At 69.8% G+C, this 23,828-nt stretch carries 17 protein-coding genes; 8 read left to right on the top strand and 9 right to left on the bottom strand.

Annotated features, from left to right (window positions below):
• Window positions 1-66: 66 nt before the first annotated feature.
• Window positions 67-1,602: a long-chain fatty acid--CoA ligase gene (locus AB0B61_RS39760; protein ID WP_358443585.1), complete on the bottom strand. Its 1,536-nt coding sequence runs from the start codon at window positions 1,600-1,602 to the stop codon at window positions 67-69.
• A gap of 165 nt (window positions 1,603-1,767) precedes the next feature.
• Here AB0B61_RS39760 and AB0B61_RS39755 point away from each other — a divergent pair, with 165 nt between their 5' ends.
• Window positions 1,768-3,312, top strand: coding sequence for a GMC family oxidoreductase N-terminal domain-containing protein (locus AB0B61_RS39755; RefSeq protein ID WP_358443578.1), 1,545 nt, complete (start codon window positions 1,768-1,770; stop codon window positions 3,310-3,312).
• A 33-nt stretch (window positions 3,313-3,345) separates the two neighbouring features.
• Window positions 3,346-4,599: a cytochrome P450 gene (locus tag AB0B61_RS39750; protein WP_358443576.1), complete on the top strand. Its 1,254-nt coding sequence runs from the start codon at window positions 3,346-3,348 to the stop codon at window positions 4,597-4,599.
• Here AB0B61_RS39750 and AB0B61_RS39745 read toward each other — a convergent pair.
• Window positions 4,574-5,989, bottom strand: a complete 1,416-nt coding sequence (locus AB0B61_RS39745) for an FAD-dependent monooxygenase (RefSeq protein WP_358443573.1) — start codon at window positions 5,987-5,989, stop codon at window positions 4,574-4,576. The genes AB0B61_RS39750 and AB0B61_RS39745 overlap by 26 nt on opposite strands.
• Window positions 5,990-6,024: 35 nt before the next feature.
• On the opposite strand from AB0B61_RS39745, the gene AB0B61_RS39740 reads away from it, so the two are divergent.
• Both AB0B61_RS39740 and AB0B61_RS39735 read left to right on the top strand, forming a co-directional pair.
• The gene (locus AB0B61_RS39740) at window positions 6,025-6,711 is read left to right on the top strand and encodes a TetR/AcrR family transcriptional regulator (protein ID WP_358443570.1); all 687 of its coding nucleotides are present in this window, start codon (window positions 6,025-6,027) and stop codon (window positions 6,709-6,711) included.
• Window positions 6,712-6,805: 94 nt separating this feature from the next.
• A complete protein-coding gene (locus tag AB0B61_RS39735) occupies window positions 6,806-7,639 on the top strand; it encodes an alpha/beta hydrolase (RefSeq protein WP_358443567.1) in 834 nt (277 codons plus the stop codon).
• On the opposite strand, the gene AB0B61_RS39730 is transcribed toward AB0B61_RS39735, so the two are convergent.
• Complete coding sequence (locus AB0B61_RS39730) at window positions 7,614-8,963, bottom strand: RNA methyltransferase (RefSeq protein ID WP_358443564.1); 1,350 nt, start codon at window positions 8,961-8,963, stop codon at window positions 7,614-7,616. The two genes, AB0B61_RS39735 and AB0B61_RS39730, sit on opposite strands and share 26 nt — an antisense overlap.
• A 241-nt stretch (window positions 8,964-9,204) precedes the next feature.
• Between AB0B61_RS39730 and AB0B61_RS39725 the strand changes: the two genes are divergently transcribed.
• Window positions 9,205-10,446 carry a cytochrome P450 gene (locus AB0B61_RS39725; protein ID WP_358443562.1) on the top strand — a complete coding sequence of 414 codons (1,242 nt, stop codon included), beginning with the start codon at window positions 9,205-9,207 and terminating at the stop codon, window positions 10,444-10,446.
• Window positions 10,447-10,492: 46 nt separating this feature from the next.
• On the opposite strand, the gene AB0B61_RS39720 is transcribed toward AB0B61_RS39725, so the two are convergent.
• Together AB0B61_RS39720 and AB0B61_RS39715 are read right to left on the bottom strand one after the other, a co-directional pair.
• Window positions 10,493-11,335, bottom strand: coding sequence for a hypothetical protein (locus AB0B61_RS39720; protein WP_358443559.1), 843 nt, complete (start codon window positions 11,333-11,335; stop codon window positions 10,493-10,495).
• A 32-nt stretch (window positions 11,336-11,367) separates the two neighbouring features.
• Window positions 11,368-11,676, bottom strand: coding sequence for a hypothetical protein (locus tag AB0B61_RS39715; RefSeq protein ID WP_358443557.1), 309 nt, complete (start codon window positions 11,674-11,676; stop codon window positions 11,368-11,370).
• A gap of 1,152 nt (window positions 11,677-12,828) precedes the next feature.
• Between AB0B61_RS39715 and leuS the strand changes: the two genes are divergently transcribed.
• Window positions 12,829-15,309 (top strand): leucine--tRNA ligase, encoded by a 2,481-nt coding sequence (gene leuS / locus AB0B61_RS39710; protein WP_358443554.1) that lies wholly within the window; start codon window positions 12,829-12,831, stop codon window positions 15,307-15,309.
• A gap of 7 nt (window positions 15,310-15,316) precedes the next feature.
• Here leuS and AB0B61_RS39705 read toward each other — a convergent pair whose 3' ends face one another.
• Both AB0B61_RS39705 and AB0B61_RS39700 read right to left on the bottom strand, forming a co-directional pair.
• Window positions 15,317-16,282, bottom strand: a complete 966-nt coding sequence (locus AB0B61_RS39705; protein WP_358443551.1) for a TIGR03557 family F420-dependent LLM class oxidoreductase — start codon at window positions 16,280-16,282, stop codon at window positions 15,317-15,319.
• Window positions 16,283-16,332: 50 nt separating this feature from the next.
• Window positions 16,333-16,752: a hypothetical protein gene (locus AB0B61_RS39700; RefSeq protein WP_358443549.1), complete on the bottom strand. Its 420-nt coding sequence runs from the start codon at window positions 16,750-16,752 to the stop codon at window positions 16,333-16,335.
• A 128-nt stretch (window positions 16,753-16,880) separates the two neighbouring features.
• Between AB0B61_RS39700 and AB0B61_RS39695 the strand changes: the two genes are divergently transcribed.
• Both AB0B61_RS39695 and AB0B61_RS39690 read left to right on the top strand, forming a co-directional pair.
• A complete protein-coding gene (locus tag AB0B61_RS39695) occupies window positions 16,881-20,063 on the top strand; it encodes a PDZ domain-containing protein (RefSeq protein ID WP_358443546.1) in 3,183 nt (1,060 codons plus the stop codon).
• Between the two features lie 673 nt (window positions 20,064-20,736).
• Window positions 20,737-21,693 (top strand): hypothetical protein, encoded by a 957-nt coding sequence (locus tag AB0B61_RS39690; protein ID WP_358443543.1) that lies wholly within the window; start codon window positions 20,737-20,739, stop codon window positions 21,691-21,693.
• On the opposite strand, the gene AB0B61_RS39685 is transcribed toward AB0B61_RS39690, so the two are convergent.
• Complete coding sequence (locus AB0B61_RS39685; RefSeq protein ID WP_358443540.1) at window positions 21,690-22,799, bottom strand: aminotransferase class I/II-fold pyridoxal phosphate-dependent enzyme; 1,110 nt, start codon at window positions 22,797-22,799, stop codon at window positions 21,690-21,692. The genes AB0B61_RS39690 and AB0B61_RS39685 overlap by 4 nt on opposite strands.
• Before the next feature lie 315 nt (window positions 22,800-23,114).
• Complete coding sequence (lexA, locus tag AB0B61_RS39680; protein WP_357940151.1) at window positions 23,115-23,825, bottom strand: transcriptional repressor LexA; 711 nt, start codon at window positions 23,823-23,825, stop codon at window positions 23,115-23,117.
• Window positions 23,826-23,828: the final 3 nt, after the last annotated feature.

Here is a 23,828-nt window from a genome sequence, read left to right as displayed (position 1 = left end):
TTTGGCCCGGGTGTGCCGGCGCGGCGCCCGCGCCGCGCCGTCACAGCCGGTCGGGTTCCGAGGGGCCTACCGGAGCTCGCGCTTGAGGATCTTGCCCGTGGCGGTCATCGGCAGCGCGTCGCGGAACTCCACGACGCGCGGGTACTTGTAGGCCGCCATGTTCTCCTTGGCCCAGGCGATCAGCTCGTCCTCGGTCGCGGTAGAGCCGGGCGTACGGATGATGTACGCCTTGATCTCCTCGCCGAGCGACTCGTGCGATACGCCGACGACGGCGGCCAGCGAGACGGCCTCGTGCGTCATCAGGACCTCTTCGAGCTCGCGCGGGTAGACGTTGAACCCGCCACGGATGATCATGTCCTTGGACCGGTCGACGATCGAGTAGTAGCCGTCGGCGTCGCGGGTGGCGATGTCGCCGCTGCGGAACCAGCCGTCGCGCATCACCTCGTCCGTGGCCTCCGGACGGCCGTAGTAGCCCTTCATGATGTTGTGGCCGCGGATCGCGATCTCGCCCGGCCCCTCGCCCTCGATCGTCTTCCAGCCGCTGTCGATGAGCTTCATCTCCACGCCCCAGATCGGGGTGCCGACCGTGCCCGGCTTGGCGGGGTGGTCCGGCTGGTTGAAGCTGGCCACCGGCGAGGTCTCCGACAGGCCGTACCCCTCGAGGATGGCGACGCCGAACGTCTTCTCGAAGTCCTTCAGCACCTCGAGCGGAGAGGCGGAGCCGCCCGCCACGGCGGTCCGCAGGCCGGCGGGCGGCGTGACGCCGTCCGCGTGGACCTTCGACAGCATCGCCCAGTACATGGTCGGCACGCCCGCGAAGAACGTGACGCCCTCCTTGGCCATGAGCGCCAGCGCGTCGCCCGGCTCGAAGCGCGGCATCAGCACGATCGAGGCCCGCCGCAGGAACCCCTGGTTCATCACGACCGTCTGCCCGAACGAGTGGAACAGCGGCAGCACCGCCATCATCACGTCGCCGCCCTCGGCGCTGGGGAACATCCGGTCGCAGACAATGGCGTTCATCAGCATGTTCTGGTGGCTGAGCTCGGCGCCCTTGGGCTGGCCGGTGGTGCCGGAGGTGTAGAGGATCACCGCCGTGTCCTCGGCCGCCGTCTGCACGGTCTCGAACGCGCCGGACATGCCGTCGAGCGCCGCCCAGATCGACTCGCCGTACACGGACTCGGTCGCCAGCGCCGTGGCGGGCAGCACGAAGAAGTGCTCGCAGCCCTCGGCCGCCTCGAAGCCGGCCTTGCCGCGCTCGCCCAGCGGCAGCTCGGGCGTGCCCTCGAAGCAGAACAGCGCCTTGGCGTCGCTGTCGTCGAGGTGGTAGGCGATCTCCCGCGACTGCAGCAGCACGTTGAGGGGCACCACCGTTGCCCCGGCCTTGAGGATGCCGAAGTAGACGAACGGGAAGTACGGCAGGTTGGGGCAGGCCAGCGCGACCTTGTCACCCTTGCCGATGCCGCGCGAGACCAGCAGGTTGGCCACCTGGGCGGCCACAGTGTCGATCATTGAGTACGGCAGGCGCATGTCACCGAAGACGATGGCCGTGCCATCCGGCGTGGCCCTGGCACTGTCCTCCAGGACGATCGACAGGTTGAGCATGAGCGCCTTCCTCCCTGTGTACGGCTTGCGCGCCATCATGGCAGCAAGACATACCGACCGGTAGGGGCAAACCCCGTCACCTCAGAGGCCGGTTACAGGCGCGTATAGACGCGGTACATCGCCTGGAGTAAGCAAGTACCAGATTACTTACGCCTGGGAGGGGCCATGGAGTACGACTACGTGATCGTGGGGGCCGGGTCGGCGGGGTGTGTGCTGGCCAACAGGCTCTCGGCCGATCCCAGGGTGTCCGTGGCGCTGATCGAGGCGGGCGGCAAGGACGACAAGCTGGAGATCCGCATGCCCGCGGGCTTCGCCAAGCTGTTCAAGACCGACTACGACTGGAACTACACCACCGCCAAGCAGAGCGAGATGTCCGACCGGGAGCTCTACTGGCCCAGGGGCAGGGTGATCGGCGGCTCGTCCTCGCTCAACGCGCAGATGTGGGTACGGGGCTGCGAACGCGACTACGACCAGTGGGGGATCCCGGGCTGGACCTATGACGACGTCCTGCCGTACTTCACCAAGGCCGAGCACCGCGTCGGCAGCAACCACGGCGGCGTCTACGGCTCGTCCGGCCCGCTGTTCATCTCCGAGCTGCGCAGTCCCAACGTCACCACCGCGGCCTTCCTGAAAGCCTGCGACGAGCTCGGATTACAGCGGCTGGCCGAGCTCAACGGCCGCTCCAACGAGGGCTACAGCGCCACGCCCGTCACCCAGAACCGCGGCAGGCGGTGGAGCTCCGCCGACGCCTACCTGCGCCCGGTGTTGAAGCGGCCCAACCTGACGGTGATCACCGGCGCGACCGTGGACCGGGTGCTGTTCGACGGCACGCGGGCCGTCGGCGTCGAGCACGACGGCGGCGCGCAGATCAAGGCCAAGCGGGAGGTCATCCTGTCGGCGGGCGCGATCGGCTCTCCGTACCTGCTCATGCGCTCGGGGGTCGGCGCGGCCGACGAGCTGCGCGACGAGGGCGTCCCGATCGTGCGGGACCTGCCCGAAGTCGGCAAGAACCTCCAGGACCACCTGTCGACCGGCGTGTACGTGCAGTCCAAGGAGCCGGTCACGCTGACCAAGGCGGAGTCGATCGGCAACCTCCTGCGCTACATCGTGCTGCGCTCCGGCATGCTCACCACGAATGTGGGCGAGGCGGTGGCGTTCATCAGGACGTCGCCGGAGGAGCCCGCCCCCGACATCGAGCTGATCTTCGCGCCCGGCCCGTTCATCGACCACGGCCTCACCCCGCCGACCGGCCACGGGCTGACCGTCGGCGTGGTGCTGCTGCAGCCGGAGAGCCGGGGCACGGTCGGGCTGAGCGGCCGCGAGGTGGTGATCGACCCCGGCTACCTGACCCAGGAGGCCGACGTCAAGCGGCTGGTCGCCGGGCTGAAGACGGCCAAGCAGGTCTTCGCCACCGCCGCGATGAGCAAGTACGCGGGCGGCCCGATGGCCCCCTACCAGGGGCCCGAGAGCGACACCGAGCTCGCTCAGTGGGTACGCGAGCGCGGCGAGACCCTCTACCACCCGGTCGGCACCTGCCGCATGGGCACCGACGCCGAGTCGGTCGTCGACCCGGAGCTCAAGGTACGCGGCCTCGACGGGCTCAGGGTCGTGGACGTGTCGATCATGCCGACCCTGAACCGCGGACACACGCACGCCCCGGCCATCATGATCGGCGAAAAGGGAGCCGAGCTCATCGCCAAGCGGTCTTGACGTAAGTGACTACTTGCAGAAGGCTTGGTGTTCATGACGCTCTCCAGTGACCTGGACATCTCGCAACTGGTGTTCTGGGGGCTGCCCCAGGCCGAGCGCATGGCCGCCTTCCGCCGGTTGCGCCAGCTGGACGAGCCGGTGTTCCTGACCGAGCAGGCCGTGCCGTTCATCAAGGGCGGGCCCGGCTACTACGCCCTGGTACGCCACGCGGACGTGACCGAGGCCAGCAGGAACGCGGCCGTGTTCAGCAGTGAGCCGTGTTCCAACAGCGTGCCCGACATGCCGCGCTGGCTGGCCGTGTACTTCGGGTCGATGATCAACATGGACGACCCGCGGCACGCCCGGCTGCGCAGGATCGTGTCCAGGGCGTTCACGCCGCGCATCCTGTCCAAGATGGAAGAGGACCTGGCCACGGCCGCCACCGAGATCGTGGACCGGGCGATCGAGGAGGGGCCGGGCGACTTCGTGGCGCAGATCGCCGCCCGCCTCCCGGTCCGCGTCATCTGCGACATGATGGGCATTCCGGCGACATTTCATGACATGGTGCTTCGGCGGACCAACGTGATCCTCGGCAACGCCGACCCCGAGTACACCGGCATCGACCCCGAGTTCAGCCGCGTCAACGTGGCCCGCGGCCTGGCCAAGCTGCTGCACGCCGGCTTCTCCCTGAACCGCCTCGCCGCCCGCCTGGGCGACGAGCGGCGCAAGAATCCCACGGGCGACCTGGTCAGCCTGCTGGTCAACGGCGAGGAGCGGCTCACCTCGCAGGAGCTGGGCTCGTTCTTCATCCTGCTCGTGGTGGCCGGCAGCGAGACCACCCGCAACGCCATCGCGTACGGGCTCAAACTCTTCACCGACCACCCCGAGCAGCGGCGGCTGCTCCTGGACGACTTCGACGGCCGCGTCACCAAGGCGTGCGACGAGATCGTGCGCTACGCCACGCCGGTGATCCAGTTCCGCCGCACCCTCACGCGGGACCATGAGATGAACGGCATGCGCTACAAGAAGGGGGACAAGGTCCTGCTCTTCTACAACTCGGCCAACCGTGACGAGACCGTGTTCAAGGACCCCGACACGTTCGACATCACCCGCGACCCGAACCCGCACGTCGGCTTCGGCGGCCCCGGCCCGCACTTCTGCCTGGGCGCCCACCTGGCGCGCAGGGAGATGAGCGTGATGTTCCGCGAGCTGTTCACGCGCCTGCCCGGCATCAGGTCAGAGGGGGAGCCCGACTTCCTGCTGTCCAACTTCATCAACGGGATCAAGCACCTGAAGTACACCTTCTGAGGGCCTCGGCCAGGCCCTCCTCGCCGCGCCAGGCCACGAACCCGTCCGGCCGTACGAGCAGCGTCCCGTACGGCCAGCCGTCCACCACGTGCACCGGAACGTCGGCCGCCACGCCGGGGTCGGCCGTGAGCACGCACCACTGCGATCCCACGAGATCCAGCGTGGACACCCCGTCGGCCACCCACATGTGCGGCAGGCGGGATCCCGGCGACCCGTCCAGGTCGAGGGTGACGTCCTCGGTGGACGGAAGCTCCGCGCCGCCGTACCGGTAGCCCATGTGCACCACCGGCGCGTTGATCGCCCCCGCCGCCTTGCGCGCCTCCGCCATGTCCTGCCCCCAGTGCAGGGACGGATCGTTGAACCGCAGGAGCGCCTGCTCCATCGTCATGAGGGCCACCGGATGGCGCTCCGCGTGATAAGTCGCCAGCAGCTCGGGCCCGGCCTCACCGCGTAGCGCGTGCGCGAGCTTCCACGCCAGATTGTGCGCGTCGGCGATGCCGGTGTTCAGCCCGAACGCGCCCAGCGGGGGGATGGCGTGCGCCGCGTCGCCCACCAGGAAGGCCCGCCCGGCGGAGAGGCGATCGGCCACCTGGCCGAGCCCCCGGAACGTCAGCACGCTGCGGATCTCCACCTCGATCGACGGGTCGCCGAGCGCGGTGCGGATGTGCTCCGGAGTCGGCTCCGTGCCGAGGCGGGTGAGGAAGACCCACTCGCGTTCGCCGTCGACGGTCACCAGCAGGCCGGTCGCGTCCGGATGCTCGATGTCGCACATGGCGAACGGCTTGCGCGGGCGCAGATCAGCGCGGAACAGGACGCTCGTCGTCTCCTGGCCGATCACACCGGGACCGGTGAGTCCGACGCCGAGGATCTGCCGAACCCGGCTGCGCACACCGTCGGCCGCCACCAGATAGCGCGCCCGCACGACCCGCCCGTCGGACAGGGTCGCCGTGACGCCGTCGGAGTCCTGCTCGAACGAGTCGAGCGCCACGCCGAACTCCACGTCGCCCGCCTTGGTGATCAGCACGCGGTCGAACCGGTTCTGTGCGCAGGTGCCGCGGATCCGGGCCGGCGTGTAGGTGAAGTCGGCCGCTCCTCTCGCCTTCCACGCCTCGCCTTCGGTGAAGTCGGCCTCGGCGAGCGTGCGTCCTTTGATCTTCCCCGCCCGCAGGTCGACCGCGGCCTCGTTGACCGCTTGTTCCAGGCCGACCTCGCGCAGGATCTCCACCGACCGCAGCCCGATGCCGTTGGCTCTGGGGTGGTGCGACAGCTCCGGCTTCTCCTCGACGACGAGGGGTTTGACGCCGTGGTGGCGCAGCAGCACCGCGAGCATGAGTCCGACGGATCCGCCGCCGGCGATCAAAACGTCTGTGGTAACAGTGTTCCCAGTCATGGGCACACCGTACCCACATCTGTAGACTCCTGTCCATGCCGCTTATCTGGGAGCGCGAGCCGTACCAGCCGAAAAGGCAGGCCCTGAGCGTGGAGCGCATCGTGGACACGTCCGTCGCCATCGCCGACGCCGAGGGGCTCGACGCGCTGTCGATGCGCCGTGTCGCCGCCGAGCTGTCGACCGGTACGACCTCGCTCTACCGCTACGTCGACAGCCGCGACGACCTGCTCGACCTCATGGCCGACGCCGTGCAGGACGACCACGTGCCGCTGACGGGAGACTGGCGGGCCGACCTCGAGGCGTACGCCCACCACGAGCGCGAGCTGTGGCTGCGGCACGCCTGGCTCGCCCCGCTGCTGGCGACCCGGCCATCGCTCGGCCCCAACTGGCTGCGCCGCCTGGAGCACGCCCTCGCCGCGGCCGCCCCGCTGACCTCCGACATCGCCGACGCGGGCTCGGCCGTCGGGCTGATCAGGGACTACGTGCGCGGCGCGGTCATGCGCGAGCTCGCCGAGAAGGAGACCCAGCGACGCACCGGTCAGACCGAGGACGAGTGGCGCGCCGACGTCGCCCCCTACATGCGCAAGGTCATCGAGAGCGGTGCCTATCCCCGGGTCTCGCGCATGACCGAGTCCGCCGACCTGAGCCCGGCCGAACAGTTCTCGAACGGCTTGCGCCGCATCCTCACCGGGATCGCGGCCTCTCAGCAGACGGAAAAGTGATCATCAACGCCGCGATCAAGCCTTCGAGGTGCCGCATGAACCCCATGCGGCACGGGCGAGAATCCTCGGGCTGCAACTGCTAGGTTTCGCAGTCATGGAGATCAGAACCGTCCACGCCAACGGGGTGGAGTTCGCGTATCTGGCCGTAGGGGAGGGGCCGCTGGCCCTGTGCCTGCACGGCTTCCCTGACACGGCCCACACCTGGCGTCACCTGCTCCCGGCGCTGGCCGAGCGTGGCTACCGCGCGGTCGCGCCGTTCCTGCGCGGCTACGCGCCGACCGAGATCCCCGCCGACGGCGCCTACGAGGCCGGCGCCCTCGTCGCCGACGTACGGGCGCTGCACGAGGAGCTCGGTGGCGACTCCGCCGCGGTGCTCATCGGCCACGACTGGGGCGCGTTCCCCGTCTACGCGACCGCCGACCGCTTCCGCAGATCCGTGGCCATGGCCGTGCCACCGGCGGCCGCCCTGGCGACCGGCTTCCTGGACTACGAGCAGCTCAAGCGCTCGTTCTACGTCTTCCTCTTCCAGACCGCCCTGGCCGAGACGGCCGCCGCCGCCCCCGGCTTCCTCGAGGGCATCTGGCGCGACTGGTCCCCCGGCTACGACGCCGAACAGGACCTGGAGTTCGTCCGGCAGAGCATCGGCGCACCGGCGAACCTGGCGGCGGCCATCGGCTACTACCGGGCGATGCTCGGCACCACCCCGCCCACCGGGCGCTACCCGGCACCGGAGCCCGCCACCACCGGGCCGATCCTCTACCTGCACGGGACTCAGGACGGCTGCCTCTCGGCCGACCTGGGCAAGGACGCGCTGAGCCACCTGCCGGCCGGATCGCGGACCGAGCAGGTGGCCGGCGCGGGCCACTTCCTCCACCTCGAAAAGCCGGCGGAGGTCAACCGGCTCATCCTCGACTGGCTGACCTCCTGAGGACCGCCACGACCGGATGGCGGCCTGACAGGGTGAGGTGGATCACCCTGTCCACCCCGAAGCCGGGTGGCTGCCACGCCTCCGGAATGAGCGCCACCACCGTGCCGTCCACGGCCAGGACCCGGTGGATCTCCCGCCACAGGTGGCCGGGGTCCCGGCGGAGCCGCCCGCTCGGGGCGACCTGGCGGTCCCAGGGCGGGTTCACCAGGACCCGGTCCACACTGCCGTCCGGCAGGGGAAGCCGCCCCGCATCGGCCACACCCCAGGCGATACCGCCCGTCGCGGGGCTCCGGCTCGGGTGGGCCGAGGTGGTGGCGCCCGTCGTGGGGATCCGGCCCGTCGGGGGCGCAGCCCGGTCGATGCCGCCCCTCGTGGAAGTCCGGCCCGTGTGGGCCGAGGTGATGGCGTCGGCTGCGGCGCGGGCGGCGTTGGCGGCGGCGACGTGGACGGCGCGCGGGTCGTGGTCGAAGCCGAGCAGGCGCGCGTGCGGCGCGAGCGCGCGGGCCTCGATGAGCGTGGTACCGGCGCCACAACAGGGGTCGAGCACCGTGCCGGCACGGTCGAGTCGCGCCAGAACGGCCATGGCGGCGGCCACCGGCGGATGCAGCGTGCCCGGGACCGACTCCGTCTTGTACGGCCTGCGGTGCAGCGGCCTGGCAGGCACCCGCAGCGCGATGACCGCCTGCCCGTCCTCCACCGTGACCCGCCACGCCGTCGAGCCTTCGGGCGGCACCCGGCCGTCGCGGCGCGAGTGGTACGGCAGGCCCAGCGGCCTGGCGAGCTCGGCGCCGACAGCGTCCTCGATGTCGAACCGGCTGTAGTTCCGCCGCCCGACGAACGACGCCGACACCTCCACCCCACCGCCCCGCACGCTGTACGGTGGGCCACCGTCCAGCACCCCGCCGTCCCGCACGCTGTCCAGCACCCCGCCGTCCCGCACGCCGTACGGTAGGTCGCCCTCCAGTACCCCGCCCGGCAGAGCGTCCCGCATCCCGCCGTCCAGCACGCCATACGGGCGGTCGGTGGTTCGGTCGGTGATCTGGTGGGCGAGTTTCGTCAGGCTCTCGGCGTCGAGCTGGCGAGCCGCCCGCGCCAGCCGCCCCAGCGCCTCCCTGTCGCGCCCGATCCCCTCCACGACGGCCGCCACCAGCAGCACGTCGTCGGCCATCCGCAATCCCAGCAGCTCCGGCCCGGGATCGGCCGTCTCGAACCACACCTCACGGTGGCGCACTCCGCGCACCACCCCGAGCCCGGCACGTCGGATCTCCGCGGCCACCAGGGGCTCGATGCCACGCACCGCCCTGGCCACGGCAAGTGTATGCACGTGTCCTTCTCCCACGTCGCGACCCGGGACGGCGGCCGGCCGTCCCGCATCACCGGCGGTGGGTCATCCACGGCCCGCCGGCGGGTCGCTAGCGCAGGAAGAAGAAGAACGTCATACGCCCACGCTATAGATCACCCGCCTCCGGAGGCCACCGATTTTCCGCGCACGCCCGGCCCCGCAGACGTACGGTGTACTTCGATCGCGTTGACGTGAATAGGCCGCTATCCGAATGATGGTGTTCATGGACGTGCTGGACTTCGACCTGTCGGACCGTGACTTCTGGGCCAAGCCGATGGCGGAGCGGAGGGCCGCCTTCGAGCGGCTGCGGGCGCGAGATACGCCGGCCTTCTTCGCCGAGCCCGTGGTCGACTTCGCCCCGCAGGGGCCCGGCTACTACGCGCTGGTCAAGCATGCCGACATCCTGGAGGCCAGTCGCAATCCCGAGGTCTTCTCCTCGGGCGAGGGCGGGGCCACGAACATCCTCGACATGCCCGCCGAGTTCACCGAGTACTTCGGCTCGATGATCAACATGGACGACCCCCGGCACGCGCGCCTGCGCCGGATCGTCTCCCGGGCCTTCACCCCCAAGATGATCAAGCAGTTCGAGGCCGACGTGGACGTCGCGGCCGCCAAGATCGTGGACGACCTGCTGGTCACGGGCTCCGGCTGCGACTTCGTCACCGAGGTCGCCGCCCGCCTGCCCTTGAAGATCATCTGCGACATGATGGGCATCCCCGAGCGCGACTACCAGTTCGTCTACGAGCGCTCGAACGTCATCCTGGGCGGCTTCGACCCCGAATACACCGGCGACGACGTCACCCAGGTGGTCCCGCTCCTGCTCAACGCCGGGATGGAGCTGCAGCAGCTGGTCCAGGACCTGGCCGCCTACCGCACCGACAACCCCACGAACGACCTGACGTCATCCCTCGTCAATGCCAACATCGACGGCGAGCGGCTGACCTCGCAGGAGCTCGGGTCGTTCTTCATCCTGCTGGTGGTGGCGGGCAACGAGACCACCCGCAACGCCATCTCGTACGGCCTGCGCCTGCTCACCAACAACCCCGACCAGCGGGGGCTGTGGCTGGAGGACGTCCAGGGCCGGGCGGCCGGGGCCGTGGAGGAGATCGTCCGGCTGGCCTCGCCGGTGAACTTCATGCGCCGCAAGGTGACCAGGGACCACGAGATGAACGGCCACCTGTACCGAAAGGGCGACAAGGCGGTCCTGTACTACTGGGCGGCCAACCGCGACGAGGCCGTCTTCGAGGAGCCCGAGCGCTTCGACATCACCCGCTCACCCAACCCGCACGTGGGGTTCGGCGGACCGGGGCCGCACTTCTGCTTGGGGGCGCACCTGGCCCGGCGGGAGATCACGGTGATGTACCGGGAACTGCTCCGCCGGGTGCCCGGCATCCAGGCGGGCAAGCCGGACCGCCTGCACTCCAGCTTCATCAACGGCATCAAGCACCTGGAGTGCACCTTCTAGAACCAGCTGCCCGGCCCCCGGGATGCCGGGGGCCGGGGGGACAGGGTCAGGAGGCGGGGGTGACCTTGATCTGCTTGATGACCGTGTTGACGTCCGGCAGAAGCTGCTTGCTGGTCGACGGGATCGACATGTAGACGATCGCCGGTACGTCCTTGCCGGTGTTGATGGCGGCCGTGACGATGGTGGCCTTCTCGGTGCCCGAGGTCAGGGCGTACGCGATGACCCGGCCCGAGGACTGCCCGACCTTGATCGGCTGCTGGGCGATCTTCTTGACCGTGTTGCCCACGGGGAAGAAGCGCTTGCGGGCGTTCAGCACCACCTGCTTGATCACCGGCTCCAGGTCGTCCTCGCTGGTGAACGAGGAGGCCAGCTTGGCCGGGAGCGGGCCGGTGAGGATCTGGGCGGAGCTGTCGGTGCCCGTGATGACGTACTGGCGGGTGTCGAAGCCGTACGTGGTCTTGACGGTGGCGCGCTGGTCCTGCTGCCAGGTGCCGCCGAGGCGCGGGACCGTGATGCCGGCCGAGGGGTTGGAGACTATGCCCGTCACGGGGGCGGCCTTGCCGGACCACCGCGGCAGGCGGGGGATCGAGCTCGCCGCCTTGGTGGGGGCGGCACTGGCCGACGTGCTCGGCTTGGCGGCCGCGGTGTTGGAGGTGGCGGCCGGCGTGTTGCTGGCCAGCGGTCCGGCCAGGAACGCCCAGAGGACGGCGCCGACCAGGGCGATGGCCACCGAGCCCGCCAGGGCGTAGATCCAGAGGGGTTTGCCGGGGTTGTCGAGCGACTCCGGCTCGCCCATCGCCTGGTAGTCGTCGCCGAAGACGGTGTTCCAGAGCTCCTGCTGGCGCTCGGGCGGCGGGGTACGGGAGCCGCTGATCTGGCCGGCCGTCACGAACCTGTGGTCCGGGTCGGACGGGTCGCGGCTCAGGTTGGAACCCGGCCTGCCGTGCTCGGCCTGGTGCTCCTCCCCGGTCGGCGGCTGGCCACCAGGCCCTTGGCCGCCCGGTCCGTGGCCACCAGGCCCTTGACCACCCGGTCCGTGGCCACCGGGTCCTTGCCCACCCGGTCCGGGACCACCAGGTCCGTGGCCGATCTGCGGCTGGCCGGGCGGTGCTTGGCCGACCGGCGCCTGACCGTACGCGACCAGGCGGTCGTCGGGGGAGGGCGCGGAACGCGGCACCGCGCGGTCGTCGAGGGGAGTGCCCCGGCGCCGACTGTCCAGCGGAGTGACATTTCGCGGCCCATCCAGCGGCGAGCCAGAACGAGGACCGTCGAGCGGGGAGCCCGAACGAGGACCGTCGAGCGGGGAGCCGGACCGAGGACCATCCAGCGGGGAGCCGGACCGAGGACCATCCAGCGGGGAGCCGGAACGCGGTGCGCCTCGGTCGTCCGGGGGCGGGTACGCGCGCTCGCCGAGCGGATTCGGCGGGAACTGGTGGTACGCCGTGGGCTGATTATCCGGAGAACCCTGGCCATAGGAGACCGTGCGCTCCATCGGGTCGCCGGGACGCGGCTGAGGCCGGGCGTCCTGCGGGCCGAGGTTCGACCACGCGTCCGAGGAGGGCGGTGCCTCCGACCAGGCGGGCCCGGAGTCCGGCCAGGACTGCTGCGACCCCTGCGACGGCGCGCCGCCGTGCCGCGACGGATCGGGCCAGGAGGGCGAGGACTGCGACGGGTCCGGCCACGAAGGCGAGGACTGTGCGGGGTCCGGCCACGAAGGCGAGGACTGTGCGGGATCGGGCCAGGACGGCGAGGATTGCGCCGGATCCGGCCACGAGGGTGAGGACTGTGCGGGGTCGGGCCACGACGGCGAGGACTGCGAGGAGTCCGGCCATGACGACTGGGCGGCACCGCCCCGTGAGGAGTCAGGCCATGCCGCGTCCTGCCGGGGCGCCTCGGGCCAGGATGTCGGCACCTCCGGCTTTGGCGCCTCGGGCCAGGACGGTGGCAGATGGGGTGCTCCGGAATTCTCCGTTGCCATTGCTGCCGTACCTCCCGAGGTTATGTCCGGATTTGACGCATCCGGCATGATCTCACGCGAGACCAGGGGTTCCGCAGTAAAACGCGCGAAGCCGTGCGGATCCGTCGGTGGGTCCTGCATGGGCAGGCCACCATCTGGACGTTCTGGCTCTACTGGGTACACCACGGCGACGAGAGTATTCTAATGGGACATTAGAGGTCACAACGGATACATCACCATCAGATCTCACCAGACCTGAAGAGTCCATTGTGCCCACTGACCCGGCTCGACGACCCGCATTCAGCCGAAGACGTGCGCTAGGCTTGACCTATGCGTTCCGCGACCCTGCTTCTTAGCGGGCCGCGACGGCTCTGATCAGCTCGCCGTCGCGGCTGCCCCTCGTCATGCGCACGAGGGGTTTTCTTATGGGTCCGAGTCAATCCAAAAGGACAACCGCCGTGAGTGAGTACAACCCGCAGGCGCTGCAGGCCAAGTGGCAGCAGCGATGGGAGGGGCAGGACCCGTTCCGGGCCAGCGATGACGCCGCCGACACGCGTGAGCGGCGCTACATGCTGGACATGTTCCCCTATCCTTCCGGTGACCTCCACATGGGCCATGCCGAGGTGTTCGCGATCGCCGATGTGGTCGCGCGCTACTGGTTCCAGAAGGGCTACAACGTCCTCCACCCGATCGGCTGGGACTCCTTCGGCCTGCCGGCCGAGAACGCCGCCATCAAGCGGAACGCACACCCCGCCGAGTGGACCTACGCCAACATCGAGACGCAGGCCGGCTCGTTCAAGCGCTACGGCATCTCCTTCGACTGGTCGCGCCGTCTGCACACCAGCGACCCCGACTACTACCGCTGGAACCAGTGGCTGTTCATCCGCTTCTTCGAGCGCGGCCTGGCCTACCGCAAGGGCGGCCTGGTCAACTGGTGCCCCCAGGACCAGACCGTGCTGGCCAACGAGCAGGTCGTGGCGGGCAAGTGCGAGCGCTGCGGCGCCGACGTGATCCGCCGCGAGCTGACGCAGTGGTACTTCAAGATCACTGACTACGCGCAGCGGCTGCTGGATGACATGCAGCAGCTGGACGGCTGGCCCGAGCGCCTGCTGACCATGCAGCGCAACTGGATCGGCCGCTCCGAGGGCGCCGACGTATTGTTCGAGATCGAGGGCCGCGAGGAGCCGGTCCACGTCTACACCACGCGGCCCGACACGCTGTTCGGCGCGACGTTCTTCGTGGTGGCCGTGGACGCGCCGCTGGCCGACGAGATCGTCACGGACGAGCAGCGCGCGGCCTTCGAGGCGTACCGGACCGAGTCGGCCAAGCTGAGCGACATCGAGCGGCTGTCCACCGACAAGGACAAGACCGGCGTCTTCCTGGGCCGCTACGCGATCAACCCGGTCAACGGTGAGCGCATCCAGGTCTGGGCGGCCGACTACGTGCTGTCCGACTACGGCCACGGCGCCATCATGGCCGTGCCCGCCCACGACCAGCGCGACCTGGACTTCGCGGTGAAGTTCGGGCTGCCGGTGAAGGTCGTCGTGCACACCGGCCTGGCCGACCCCGGCGAGACCGGCGAGGCCACGCCGGGCGAGGGCAAGCTGGTCAACTCCGGCCCGCTGGACGGGCTGTCCAAGACCGAGGCCATCTCCAAGATCATCGAAGTGCTGGAGACCCAGGGCCGGGGCACGGGCGCGATCAACTTCCGGCTGCGCGACTGGCTGCTGTCCCGCCAGCGCTACTGGGGCACGCCGATCCCGATCATCCACTGCGCCGACTGCGGCGAGGTGCCCGTCCCCGACGACCAGCTGCCGATCACGCTGCCCGACCTGCGCGGCGAGGCCCTGGCGCCGAAGGGCGTGTCCCCGCTGGCCAGCGCCACCGACTGGGTCAACGTCGAGTGCCCCAAGTGCGGCAGTCCGGCCAAGCGCGACACCGACACCATGGACACCTTCGTCGACTCGTCCTGGTACTTCCTGCGCTACACCTCACCCGGCTACACCGACGGCCCGTTCGACGTCGAGGCGGTCCGCAAGTGGGGCCCGATCGACCAGTACGTCGGCGGCATCGAGCACGCGGTGCTGCACCTGCTCTACTCGCGCTTCTTCACCAAGGTCCTGCACGACATGGGCATGCTGGACTTCACCGAGCCGTTCCTGCGCATGCTCAACCAGGGCCAGGTGATCAACGGCGGCAAGGCCATGTCCAAGTCCCTGGGCAACGGCGTGGACCTGGGCAAGCAGATCGACGACTTCGGGGTCGACGCGGTCCGCCTGACCATGGTGTTCGCCGGTCCGCCCGAGGAGGACATCGACTGGGCCGACATGTCGCCGGCCGCGTCGCAGAAGTTCCTGGCCCGCGCCTTCCGCGTGATGGACGAGGTGGCCGCCGAGCCCGGCGTGTCGTTCGAGGGCGGCGATGTCGAGCTGCGCAAGGCCACGCACCACGCGATCGACGAAGTCACCCGGCTGGTGGAGTCCCAGCGCTTCAACGTCGCGATCGCGCGCATGATGGAGCTGACCTCGGCGGCCCGCAAGGCCATCGACTCCGGTCCCGGCGCCGCCGACCCCGCGGTCCGCGAGGCGGCCGAGACGCTGGCCGTCATGCTGTCGCTGGTGGCGCCCTACACCGCCGAGGAGGGCTGGGAGCGCCTGGGCCACGAGGGCGGCGTCAGCCGGGCCGGCTGGCCCACCGCCGACCCGGCGCTGCTGGTGCAGGAGTCGGTGACCTGCGTCGTCCAGGTGGCCGGCAAGGTGCGTGAGCGCCTGGAGGTGTCGCCCGACATCTCCGAGGCCGACCTGAGGGCGCTGGCCCTGGACTCGGAGAAGGTCCGCTCCTACCTGACGGGCGAGCCGCGCAAGGTGATCGTGCGGGCGCCGAAGCTGGTCAACATCGTCCCCTGACGCAGACTTAGAGGCGGCGTAGCGCGGGCAGCAGCTCTTTCTCGGCCCAGCCGAAGAAGGGCTGCTGCTGGTCGTGGCCGATCTGGACGAGCGCGACGTGCGTGAACCCGGCGTCGGTGTACTTCCGGACCGCCTCGACCACCGCGTCCACGTCGTCGCCGCACGGCACGCTCTCGGCGACGTCCTCGGGCCGTACATAGTCGGCGTAGGCGCCGAAGTTGACCGGCCCCGGCAGCTCGGCCATCACCTTCCACCCGGCCGCCGACCAGCGCCACAGCTCGTGGGCCCGCTCCCTGGCCGCCTCAGCGTCGGTGTCGTAGGAGATGGCCAGCTGGCCGTACACCGGTTTGCCCGAGCCGCCGAGCGCGTTGAACTGCTCCACCACCTCCGGCATCGGCTCGTTGACGATCAGCAGATCGCCGAACTCGGCCGCCAGGTCCGCCGACTGCCCACCGGAGGCGGCGACCCCGATCGGGATCCGGCCCTCGGGCAGGTCGTAGAGCTTGGCCGAGTCCACGTCGTAGAACTCACCCTGGTAGGTGACGTACTCGCCGGAGAACAGCTTCTTGATGATCTGGACGGCCTCGCGCAGCATCCGGTGCCGGGTGTTGACCGGCGGCCAGCCCTCGCCGATCACGTGCTCGTTCAGGTTCTCGCCGGAGCCCAGCCCCAGCGTGAACCGGCCCTGGCTGAGCACGCCCATCGTGGCGGCCTTCTGCGCGACGACGGCCGGGTGATAGCGCATCAGCGGGCACGTCACGTACGTCATCAGGGGCAGCCGCTCGGTGGCGTTCGCCGCCGCGCCCAGGACCGACCAGGCGTAGGGCGCGTGACCCTGCTCCTCAAGCCACGGGAAGTAGTGGTCGGAGATGACCGCGTAGTCGAATCCGGTCCGTTCGGCTGTGGCCGCGTCGTCCACCAGCTGCCGGGCCGGGGTCTGCTCGCACATCAGGGTGTAGCCGATTTCTGCCATGGTGTGCCGCCTACCCGGGCCTGCACACGTTAGTTACCAGGCACCGGAGATCAACGTTGGGTCAGTTCCTCCAGCACCAGGCCCAGTCCGATGCCCAGCAGCCAGACGTCCTTGGCGACGGAGATCCCCTCCTGAGAGGGGCTCAGAGTGCCGTCTTTGCGCAGCCCGGGGGTCTTGACGTAGAAGCCCATCAGCCCGCCGGCGAACGCGGTGAGCGCCGCCCCCGCGAACAGCGACGGCACCACCGGGATCAGCAGCGCCGAGCCGACGGCGATCTGCGACTTCGACAGCAGCCGGATGAACGTCTCGGGATCGTAGCGGCGAAGGAACGGGAAGGCCGTGGCCGCCATGCCGTGCACGCCGGTGGCGGCCTCGCGGTCGGCCTGGGCAAGGGTCAGCCCGGAGTCCAGGATGTACGCGCCCGCCGCGATGCGAGGTGGCCACTGGTGGGGGCGGGCGAAGATCCTCACGCTTCCTCCAGAAATGACGTCACGTACGGCTTCTGCCCCATCACCATCCGTCACACGCCGCCCGGCGACGGCCTTGACCAAGACTTCAAGGGCGGACTTCGCGGCCGGGCGCGCACTAGTGTGCAGCTGTGACAACTGGCGCATACCTGAGATTTCCACACCTGCACGGTGACCTGGTCACCTTCGTCGCCGACGACGATGTCTGGCTGGCTCCCGTGGCGGGCGGACGGGCCTGGCGGTTCACCGCCGACCGTACGCCCGTGTCGTTCCCCAGGTTCTCGCCCGACGGCGCCCGCATCGCGTGGACCAGCCATCGGGAGGGACCGCCCGAAGTGTTCGCGGCCGAGCTCGACGGGGCCGAAGGCGAGCGGCTGACCCACTGGGGCAGCGCGACGACCAGCGCGCGCGGGTGGACCGCCGGCGGGGATGTGCTCGCGGTCAGCGCGGCGGGAGAGGGCTCGCGGGCCAGGAGCTGGGCGTACGCGGTCCCGCTGGACGGCGGCCCGGCGGTGCGCCTGCCGTACGGGTGGGTGAGCGAGGCCGCGGTCAGCGGCGAGAAGGTCGCGACCGTGTCGTCGGTCTACCGCGAGCCGTCACAGTGGAAGCGCTATCGGGGAGGTACGGCGGGCAAGATCTGGGTCGACGCCGAGGGGAACGGCGAGTTCGCCCGGCTGTTCGCCGACAGCGACGCCCAGTACTGGTCGGTCATGTGGGTAGGTGACCGCGTGGCGTTCCTGGCCGACATCGACGGCACCGGCAACGTGTACTCGGCCCTGCCCGACGGCTCCGACCTGCGCAAGCACACCGGGCACGACGAGTTCTACGCCCGCCACGCCTCGACCGACGGGGAGCGGGTGATCTACAGCCACGCCGGCGACCTCTGGCTGCTGGAGAGCCTGGACGCCGAGCCGTACAAGCTGGAGGTCAAGCTCGGCGGGCCGCGGCCGGCTCGCGCGCGGCGACCGGCGCCGGCCCGCGTCGGCGGGTTCTCGCCGGACGAGACCGGGCGGGCGAGCGCGGTCGAGATCCGCGGCACCGCCCACTGGGTGACCCACCGTGACGGGCCCGCGGGCGCGTTGCGGGTGGAGCCGGGCGTCCGGGTGCGGCTGCCGCGGGCGCTGGACGCCGACGGCCGGGCGATCTGGGTCTCGGACGCCACCGGTGAGGACGGGCTGGAGATCGGCACGCCCGGCGGCGAGATCCGTACGCTGGCCGCGGGCGAGCTCGGCCGGGTGCTCCAGCTTGGCGCCTCGCCCAACGGCAAGCACGCGGCCGTGGCCACGCACGACGGGCGGCTGCTCGCCATCGACCTCGAATCCGGAAATATCCGGGAGCTGGATCGCACGACGCAGGGGGACATCAGCGGGCTGACGTTCTCGCCCGACTCGTCCTGGCTGGCGTGGGTGCACCCGCATGACGCGCGGCTGTCGCAGATCAGGATGGGCCGCCTCGACGGGACCTCCGTCATCGACGTGACGCCGCTGCGTTTCGCCGACTTCGACCCGGTCTTCACCAGGGACGGTAAGCATCTGGCGTTCCTGTCGGTACGGACGTTCGACCCGATCTACGACGCGCACGTGTTCGACCTGTCCTTCCCGGCGGGCTGCCGGCCGTACCTGGTGCCGTTGCAGGCGACGACGCCCTCGCCGTTCGACCCGAGCCTGCAGGGGCGCGGGTTCAACGGCGAGGACGACAAGCCCGCCTTGTCCTCCGCCTCGTCGTCGGAAGACAAGAAGACCTCGGACAAGAAGGACGCCGAGCCGCCGCGTACCGAAGTGGACCTCGAGGGGCTGGCCTCGCGCGTGGTGCCGGTGCCGGTGCCCGCCGCGCACTACCGCAACCTGCGTACCGCCAAGGACGCCCTGCTCTGGCTGCGCCACCCGGCGGCCGGGCTGCTCGGCGACGGCACCGAGCCGACCGGCGAGACCGTCCTCGAACGCTACGACCTCAAGAAACGCGCCAAGGCCGAGCTCGGCAGGGAGACGCGCGCCTTCGAGGTGAGCGGCGACGGCAGCAGGCTCGTCCTCAACGGCAAGAACGGCCTGCAGACCCGTACCAGCGGCGAGGGCGACGAGGTCGTCACCATCGACCTCGACCGGATCACGGTCCAGATCGACCCGATCGCCGAGTGGCGGCAGGGCTATGCCGAGGCCGGCCGGTTGATGCGCGACCACTTCTGGCGCGCGGACATGAACGGCGTCGACTGGCAGGGCGTGCTCGACCGCTACGCGCCGCTGGTCGACCGGATCGGCGCCTACTCCGAGCTCATCGACCTGCTCTGGGAGGTACAGGGCGAACTGGGCACCTCGCACGCCTACGCCCGGCCTGTCGGCGGGGGCTACGACCCGCGCCGGCGCCAGGGCCTGCTCGGCGCCGACATCGCCCGCGACGCGGACGGCGTCTGGCGCGTCGAACGGATCCTGCCCGGCGAGTCGTCCGACCACGACGCGCGCTCGCCGCTGCTCGCGCCGGGCGTCGCCGTGCGCGAGGGCGACGCGATCGTGGCGGTGGGCGGCCGGCCCATCGATCCCGTACGCGGCCCGCTCGCCTCCCTGGCCGGTACGGCCGGGCAGCCCATCGAGCTGACCGTACGACCGGCGTCAGGCGGCGAGACGCGCCGGGTGGTGGTCACCCCGATCTCCGACGAGACGCAACTGCGCTACCACGACTGGGTGGAGGGCCGGCGCGCCTACGTCAGGCAGGCGTCGGAGGGGCGGCTCGGCTACCTGCACGTGCCCGACATGGTGGCGTCGGGGTGGGCGCAGTTCCATCGCGACCTGCGTACGGAGATGGCCCGCGAGGGGCTGGTCGTGGACGTACGCGAGAACGGCGGCGGGCACACCTCCGAGCTCGTGCTGGAGAAGCTGTCGCGCCAGGTCACCGGCTGGAATCACGCCCGCGGCTACGAGCCGATGCGCTACCCCGAGGACTCGCCGCGCGGCCCGATCGTGGCCGTCACCGACGAGTTCGCGGGCTCGGACGGCGACATCGTCAGCGCGGGCATCAAGAACCGGAAGATCGGTCCGCTGGTGGGCACCCGGACGTGGGGCGGAGTGATCGGCATCGACTCGCGCTACTCGCTGGTGGACGGGACGGTGGTGACCCAACCCCGCTACTCGTTCTGGCTGGCCGGGCAGGGCTGGGGCGTGGAGAACTACGGCGTCGACCCCGACATCGAGGTGGTCATCACGCCGCAGGACCGGGTGGCGGGGCGCGATCCGCAGCTGGAGAAGGCGGTCGAACTCGCGCTCGCCGCCCTGGCCGAGCACCCGGCGGCCACACCTCCGGACCTGCCGCCGCTGGCGACATGACCTCGCGGCGTTACTGACCTCGCTCGCGACATAACGGACTCATCACGGGATCCGCTCCGATGATGATCGGAGCGGATCCTGTCGGCAGAGTAAGAACTGTTGTCGGCGCTCGCTATGCCAGCTGGTGGTTGCCAGAAGAACTGTGGTTGGTTTCTGATCGACCGCGACTGAAGGTGATCAGATGGTAATGTTCAGTCACAGCCGGGTGCCTGACTGGCGTTCGGCCCCCGCCCCCATTGGTGTCCGCACCAACGGGACAGCGTCCGGCGGGGCGGTGGCCCAAGAGCCGCACTCTCTCCAGGAATGCGGGGTCAGGCCCCGACAAAGCGGTTCTCAACCACGGTCCGCCCGGCTCGCCGGACGGACGCGGTATCGGCTTCCACCAGATCGCCTTCCGGCCTCGGCCAGCAGGCGACGAGGCTACGCTGATGTCCGTTTTACTCACGTAAACACAGAGAGCGGAAGACGCTTGATCCCATGAAGTCCCTCGCGTATCGCCAGAGTGACGCCGCTGGGCAGGGCGTGGTCGCTATCGCCTTTCTTCAGGCGTAAGGCGGTGGATCCTCTCGCCTATCGTCAGAGCGGTATCCGGGAAACCGGGCTGAATGCTCAGGACATCCGGAAGGCCCTGGAAAAGCTCGCCGTTCCAGAGCTCCCCTTGGGGACGTTCGGCATGGCCGGTGGTGCGGCGAGAGATCGCCACAACCAGGCCAGTGACGAGTTCAACGGCCGGGCGCGGCGCGGTGTGGAGTCGGCCGAGGATATCTCGCGCAACCTGAAGCTCACCGCCGACGGGTATGTGCGGGCCTCCAACGACGTCATGCGCGCGGTCCTCGCCGTCGGCGGCCACCGGCAGCCTCTCGTACGCGGGCAGGCGCCTTCTCCGGAGTCGGAAGTCCGGAACGGCGTGGGATATGGCCTCACGTCGCTCGGCACCACGGGTATGACCCTCGTCCGGCTGGCGGAGGCCTCCTCCTACCTTCAGCAAGGCTCGGCCGCCGGGATCGCGAACATGTCGGCCGAGGCGGCGAAGATGGCGAACCTGAGCCAGCGCACGCTGTCCATGCTCAAGGTCGCCGCCACGATGTCGATCACGGCCGCGACCGGGCTCATGCTCTGGCTGGCCACCGTGACCTGGAACGACGACAAGGTCGACGAGGCCATCGCGGCCTGGCGCCACGCCGCCAACTCCCTGGGCGAGATCTTCGGGGCCGGGGACCCGATGAAGCTGGAGGCACTTGCGGCAGCATGGCACGGCGGCGCCAAGGACGTGGCCGACCAGAAGCTACGAGACTTCGTCACCGCGGGTGTCCAGCTCGCCGACTATGCCGCGGGCCGGGCCGTCGGGTTGCAGGACGCGGTGAAGCAGCTGAACCGGCTGCACTCGTACGCGTTCTGGACGACCATGGGCGAGCTGGGGGTGATCGCGGCGCTGCGCCTGGTCGCGTCCGTCAACCCGGCTGCCCGGCTGGCGTCCATCAAGGTGGGGTGGCGGTTGTCGCTCGCCCTTGTACTGATTCAGGGGGCTATCACCGCGCGGCTGGAGTACCTGGCGGGAGAGTCCTTGAAGAAGGACTCGGTGGGCGCCGGGCCGGCGGGGGTCGAGGAAACGGACTTCCCTCGCTTCTAGCCTGTTTGTGTGATGCGGTCCAGGATCTCGGTCAGGATGGGCTCGGTGGTGGCGAAGTTCAGCCGTACACAGTGCGCGCCGCCGGGCCCGAACGTGGCGCCATCGCTCAGCATGACCTTCGCGTCACGTTCGAGCGTTTCCTGTACGCCTGGGCGGCCGTAGTCGAGCCAGGCCAGGTAGGTGGCCTCCGGGATGCGGTAGCCAATCCCCTCGGGCAGCCGGTCGGCGATCGTCCGGCGATTCCTGTCCAACAGGGCACGGGTCTCCTCAAGCCAGGCGTCGCCGTGCCGCCAGGCCGCCACCGTCGCCTCCACTCCGAACAGATTGGCCGAGCCGAACACGAAGGGCGGCTGCGCGTCGAGAGCCTTACGCAGCTCCGGCGAACCGATGTGGGCGACCGAGCACCGGATGCCGCCAAGATTGAACGCCTTGGTGGCAGAGGTGAGCGTGACGGTCCGCTCAGGCAGGAGGGCGGCGAACGGGATGTGCTGGTTGGGGGCGTACGCGAGGTCGGCGTGGATCTCGTCGGAGATGACGAGCAGGTCATGACGCTCGACGTGCTCCGCCAGCTCGGTCAGCTCCTCGCGGGTGAAGACCCGACCTGTGGGATTGTGCGGGTTGACCAGCAGCAACACCTTGCAGCGGGACAGATCAGGCACCTCAAACCGCCACGAGTCCCCGTCGGCGATCAGCTGGAGGGGATGCAGCGGCCGGTTCATGGTCTCCAGCGTGCCGAGGAACGGGGGATAGGCGGGGGTATGCACGGCCACGCCGTCCCCTGGGCGGGTCCATACGTGGAGGAGCACCTGGAGCGCTTGGTTGATGTCGGAATAACTCCGCACATACTCAAGCTCCGGCTCCCAGCCGTACCGACCGGCCATCCGCTCAACGAACGCCTCAGCCAGGGGACCACAGCGGGGACTGTCCAGCCAGGTGGGGTAGCCGAGGTCACCGTGGGCCCGCCGTTGAAGGGCGTTGACGACTTCGGGGGCGGTGGGGAGGTCCATATCGGCGATCCAGGCGGGGATGACGCCGGGAGCGGCTTTGGCCCACTTGAATCCGTCGTGTGTTGCCTTGAGGTCTTCTGCCCGCTTTGTGTCGGTCACGCGGCCATTCTAGAAACCACCGCTGTTCTGGCCAGCCCGTCTCATTGGCCAGGCGACTTCACCTTCGGTCAGATGTCTCTTTTGGTACGCCGATCTCCGCCGGCAGTCGGTCGCGGAGACCGGCAACCTACGATCTGGTCCCTGTCTTGAGGCCGGTGGTCTGGCCCGAATGGCTGATGACCGTACTCCTCAAGAGGACACGAACAGAGGGCATGGCAGGTGTGTTGCCTGCCATGCCCTCTGTCGCATGCGTACGGAGCCGATGGCGTACGCCTGGCGCATCACCCTGCCATACGCCCGGACATGCGTGCGGTGCTAGAGGCGGCGGAGGACCGCTACGACCTTGCCCAGGACGCTGGCCTCGTCGCCGGGGATCGGGTCGTAGTTGGCGTTGTGCGGCACCAGCCAGACGTGGCCGTCCTTGCGCTTGAACGTCTTCACCGTAGCCTCGCCCTCGATCATGGCCGCCACGATGTCACCGCTCTCCGCGACCGGCTGCTGGCGGACGACGACCCAGTCGCCGTCGGCGATGGCGGCGTCGATCATCGAATCACCGGCGACCTGCAGGAGGAAGAGGGTGCCTTCACCGACCAGTTGCTTGGGCAGGGCGAAGACGTCTTCGACGCTCTCCTCGGCGAGGATCGGTCCACCGGCGGCGATCCGGCCGACCAGCGGCACGTAGGCGGCCGTGGGCCTGCTCACCGGGGAGTCGGACTCGTTGGCGGCGTCGGGATCGACCCAGAGCACGGGCTCGCCCGGCAGACGCACCTCGAGCGCGCGCGGCCGGTGGGGGTCGCGTCTCAGGTAGCCCTTGCGCTGCAACGCCGTCAGCTGGTGCGACACGCTGGACGTGCTGGTCAGTTGCACGGCCTCGCCGATCTCGCGCATGGACGGCGGGTAGCCCCGCTGTTGGACCGAGTCGCGAATCACCTCGAGGATCTTGCGTTGCCTGGGTGTCAGCCCCAGGGAGTCACGCCGACGCACCGCGAGGTCACTGACCCCGTTGGTGTCATCCCGATCGCTCATGAT

Source organism: Nonomuraea sp. NPDC049158 (genome assembly GCF_040648335.1).
Lineage (GTDB): Bacteria > Actinomycetota > Actinomycetes > Streptosporangiales > Streptosporangiaceae > Nonomuraea.
Note: the sequence above shows the minus strand (reverse complement) of the source record. Positions and strands in the feature narration are given on the sequence as shown.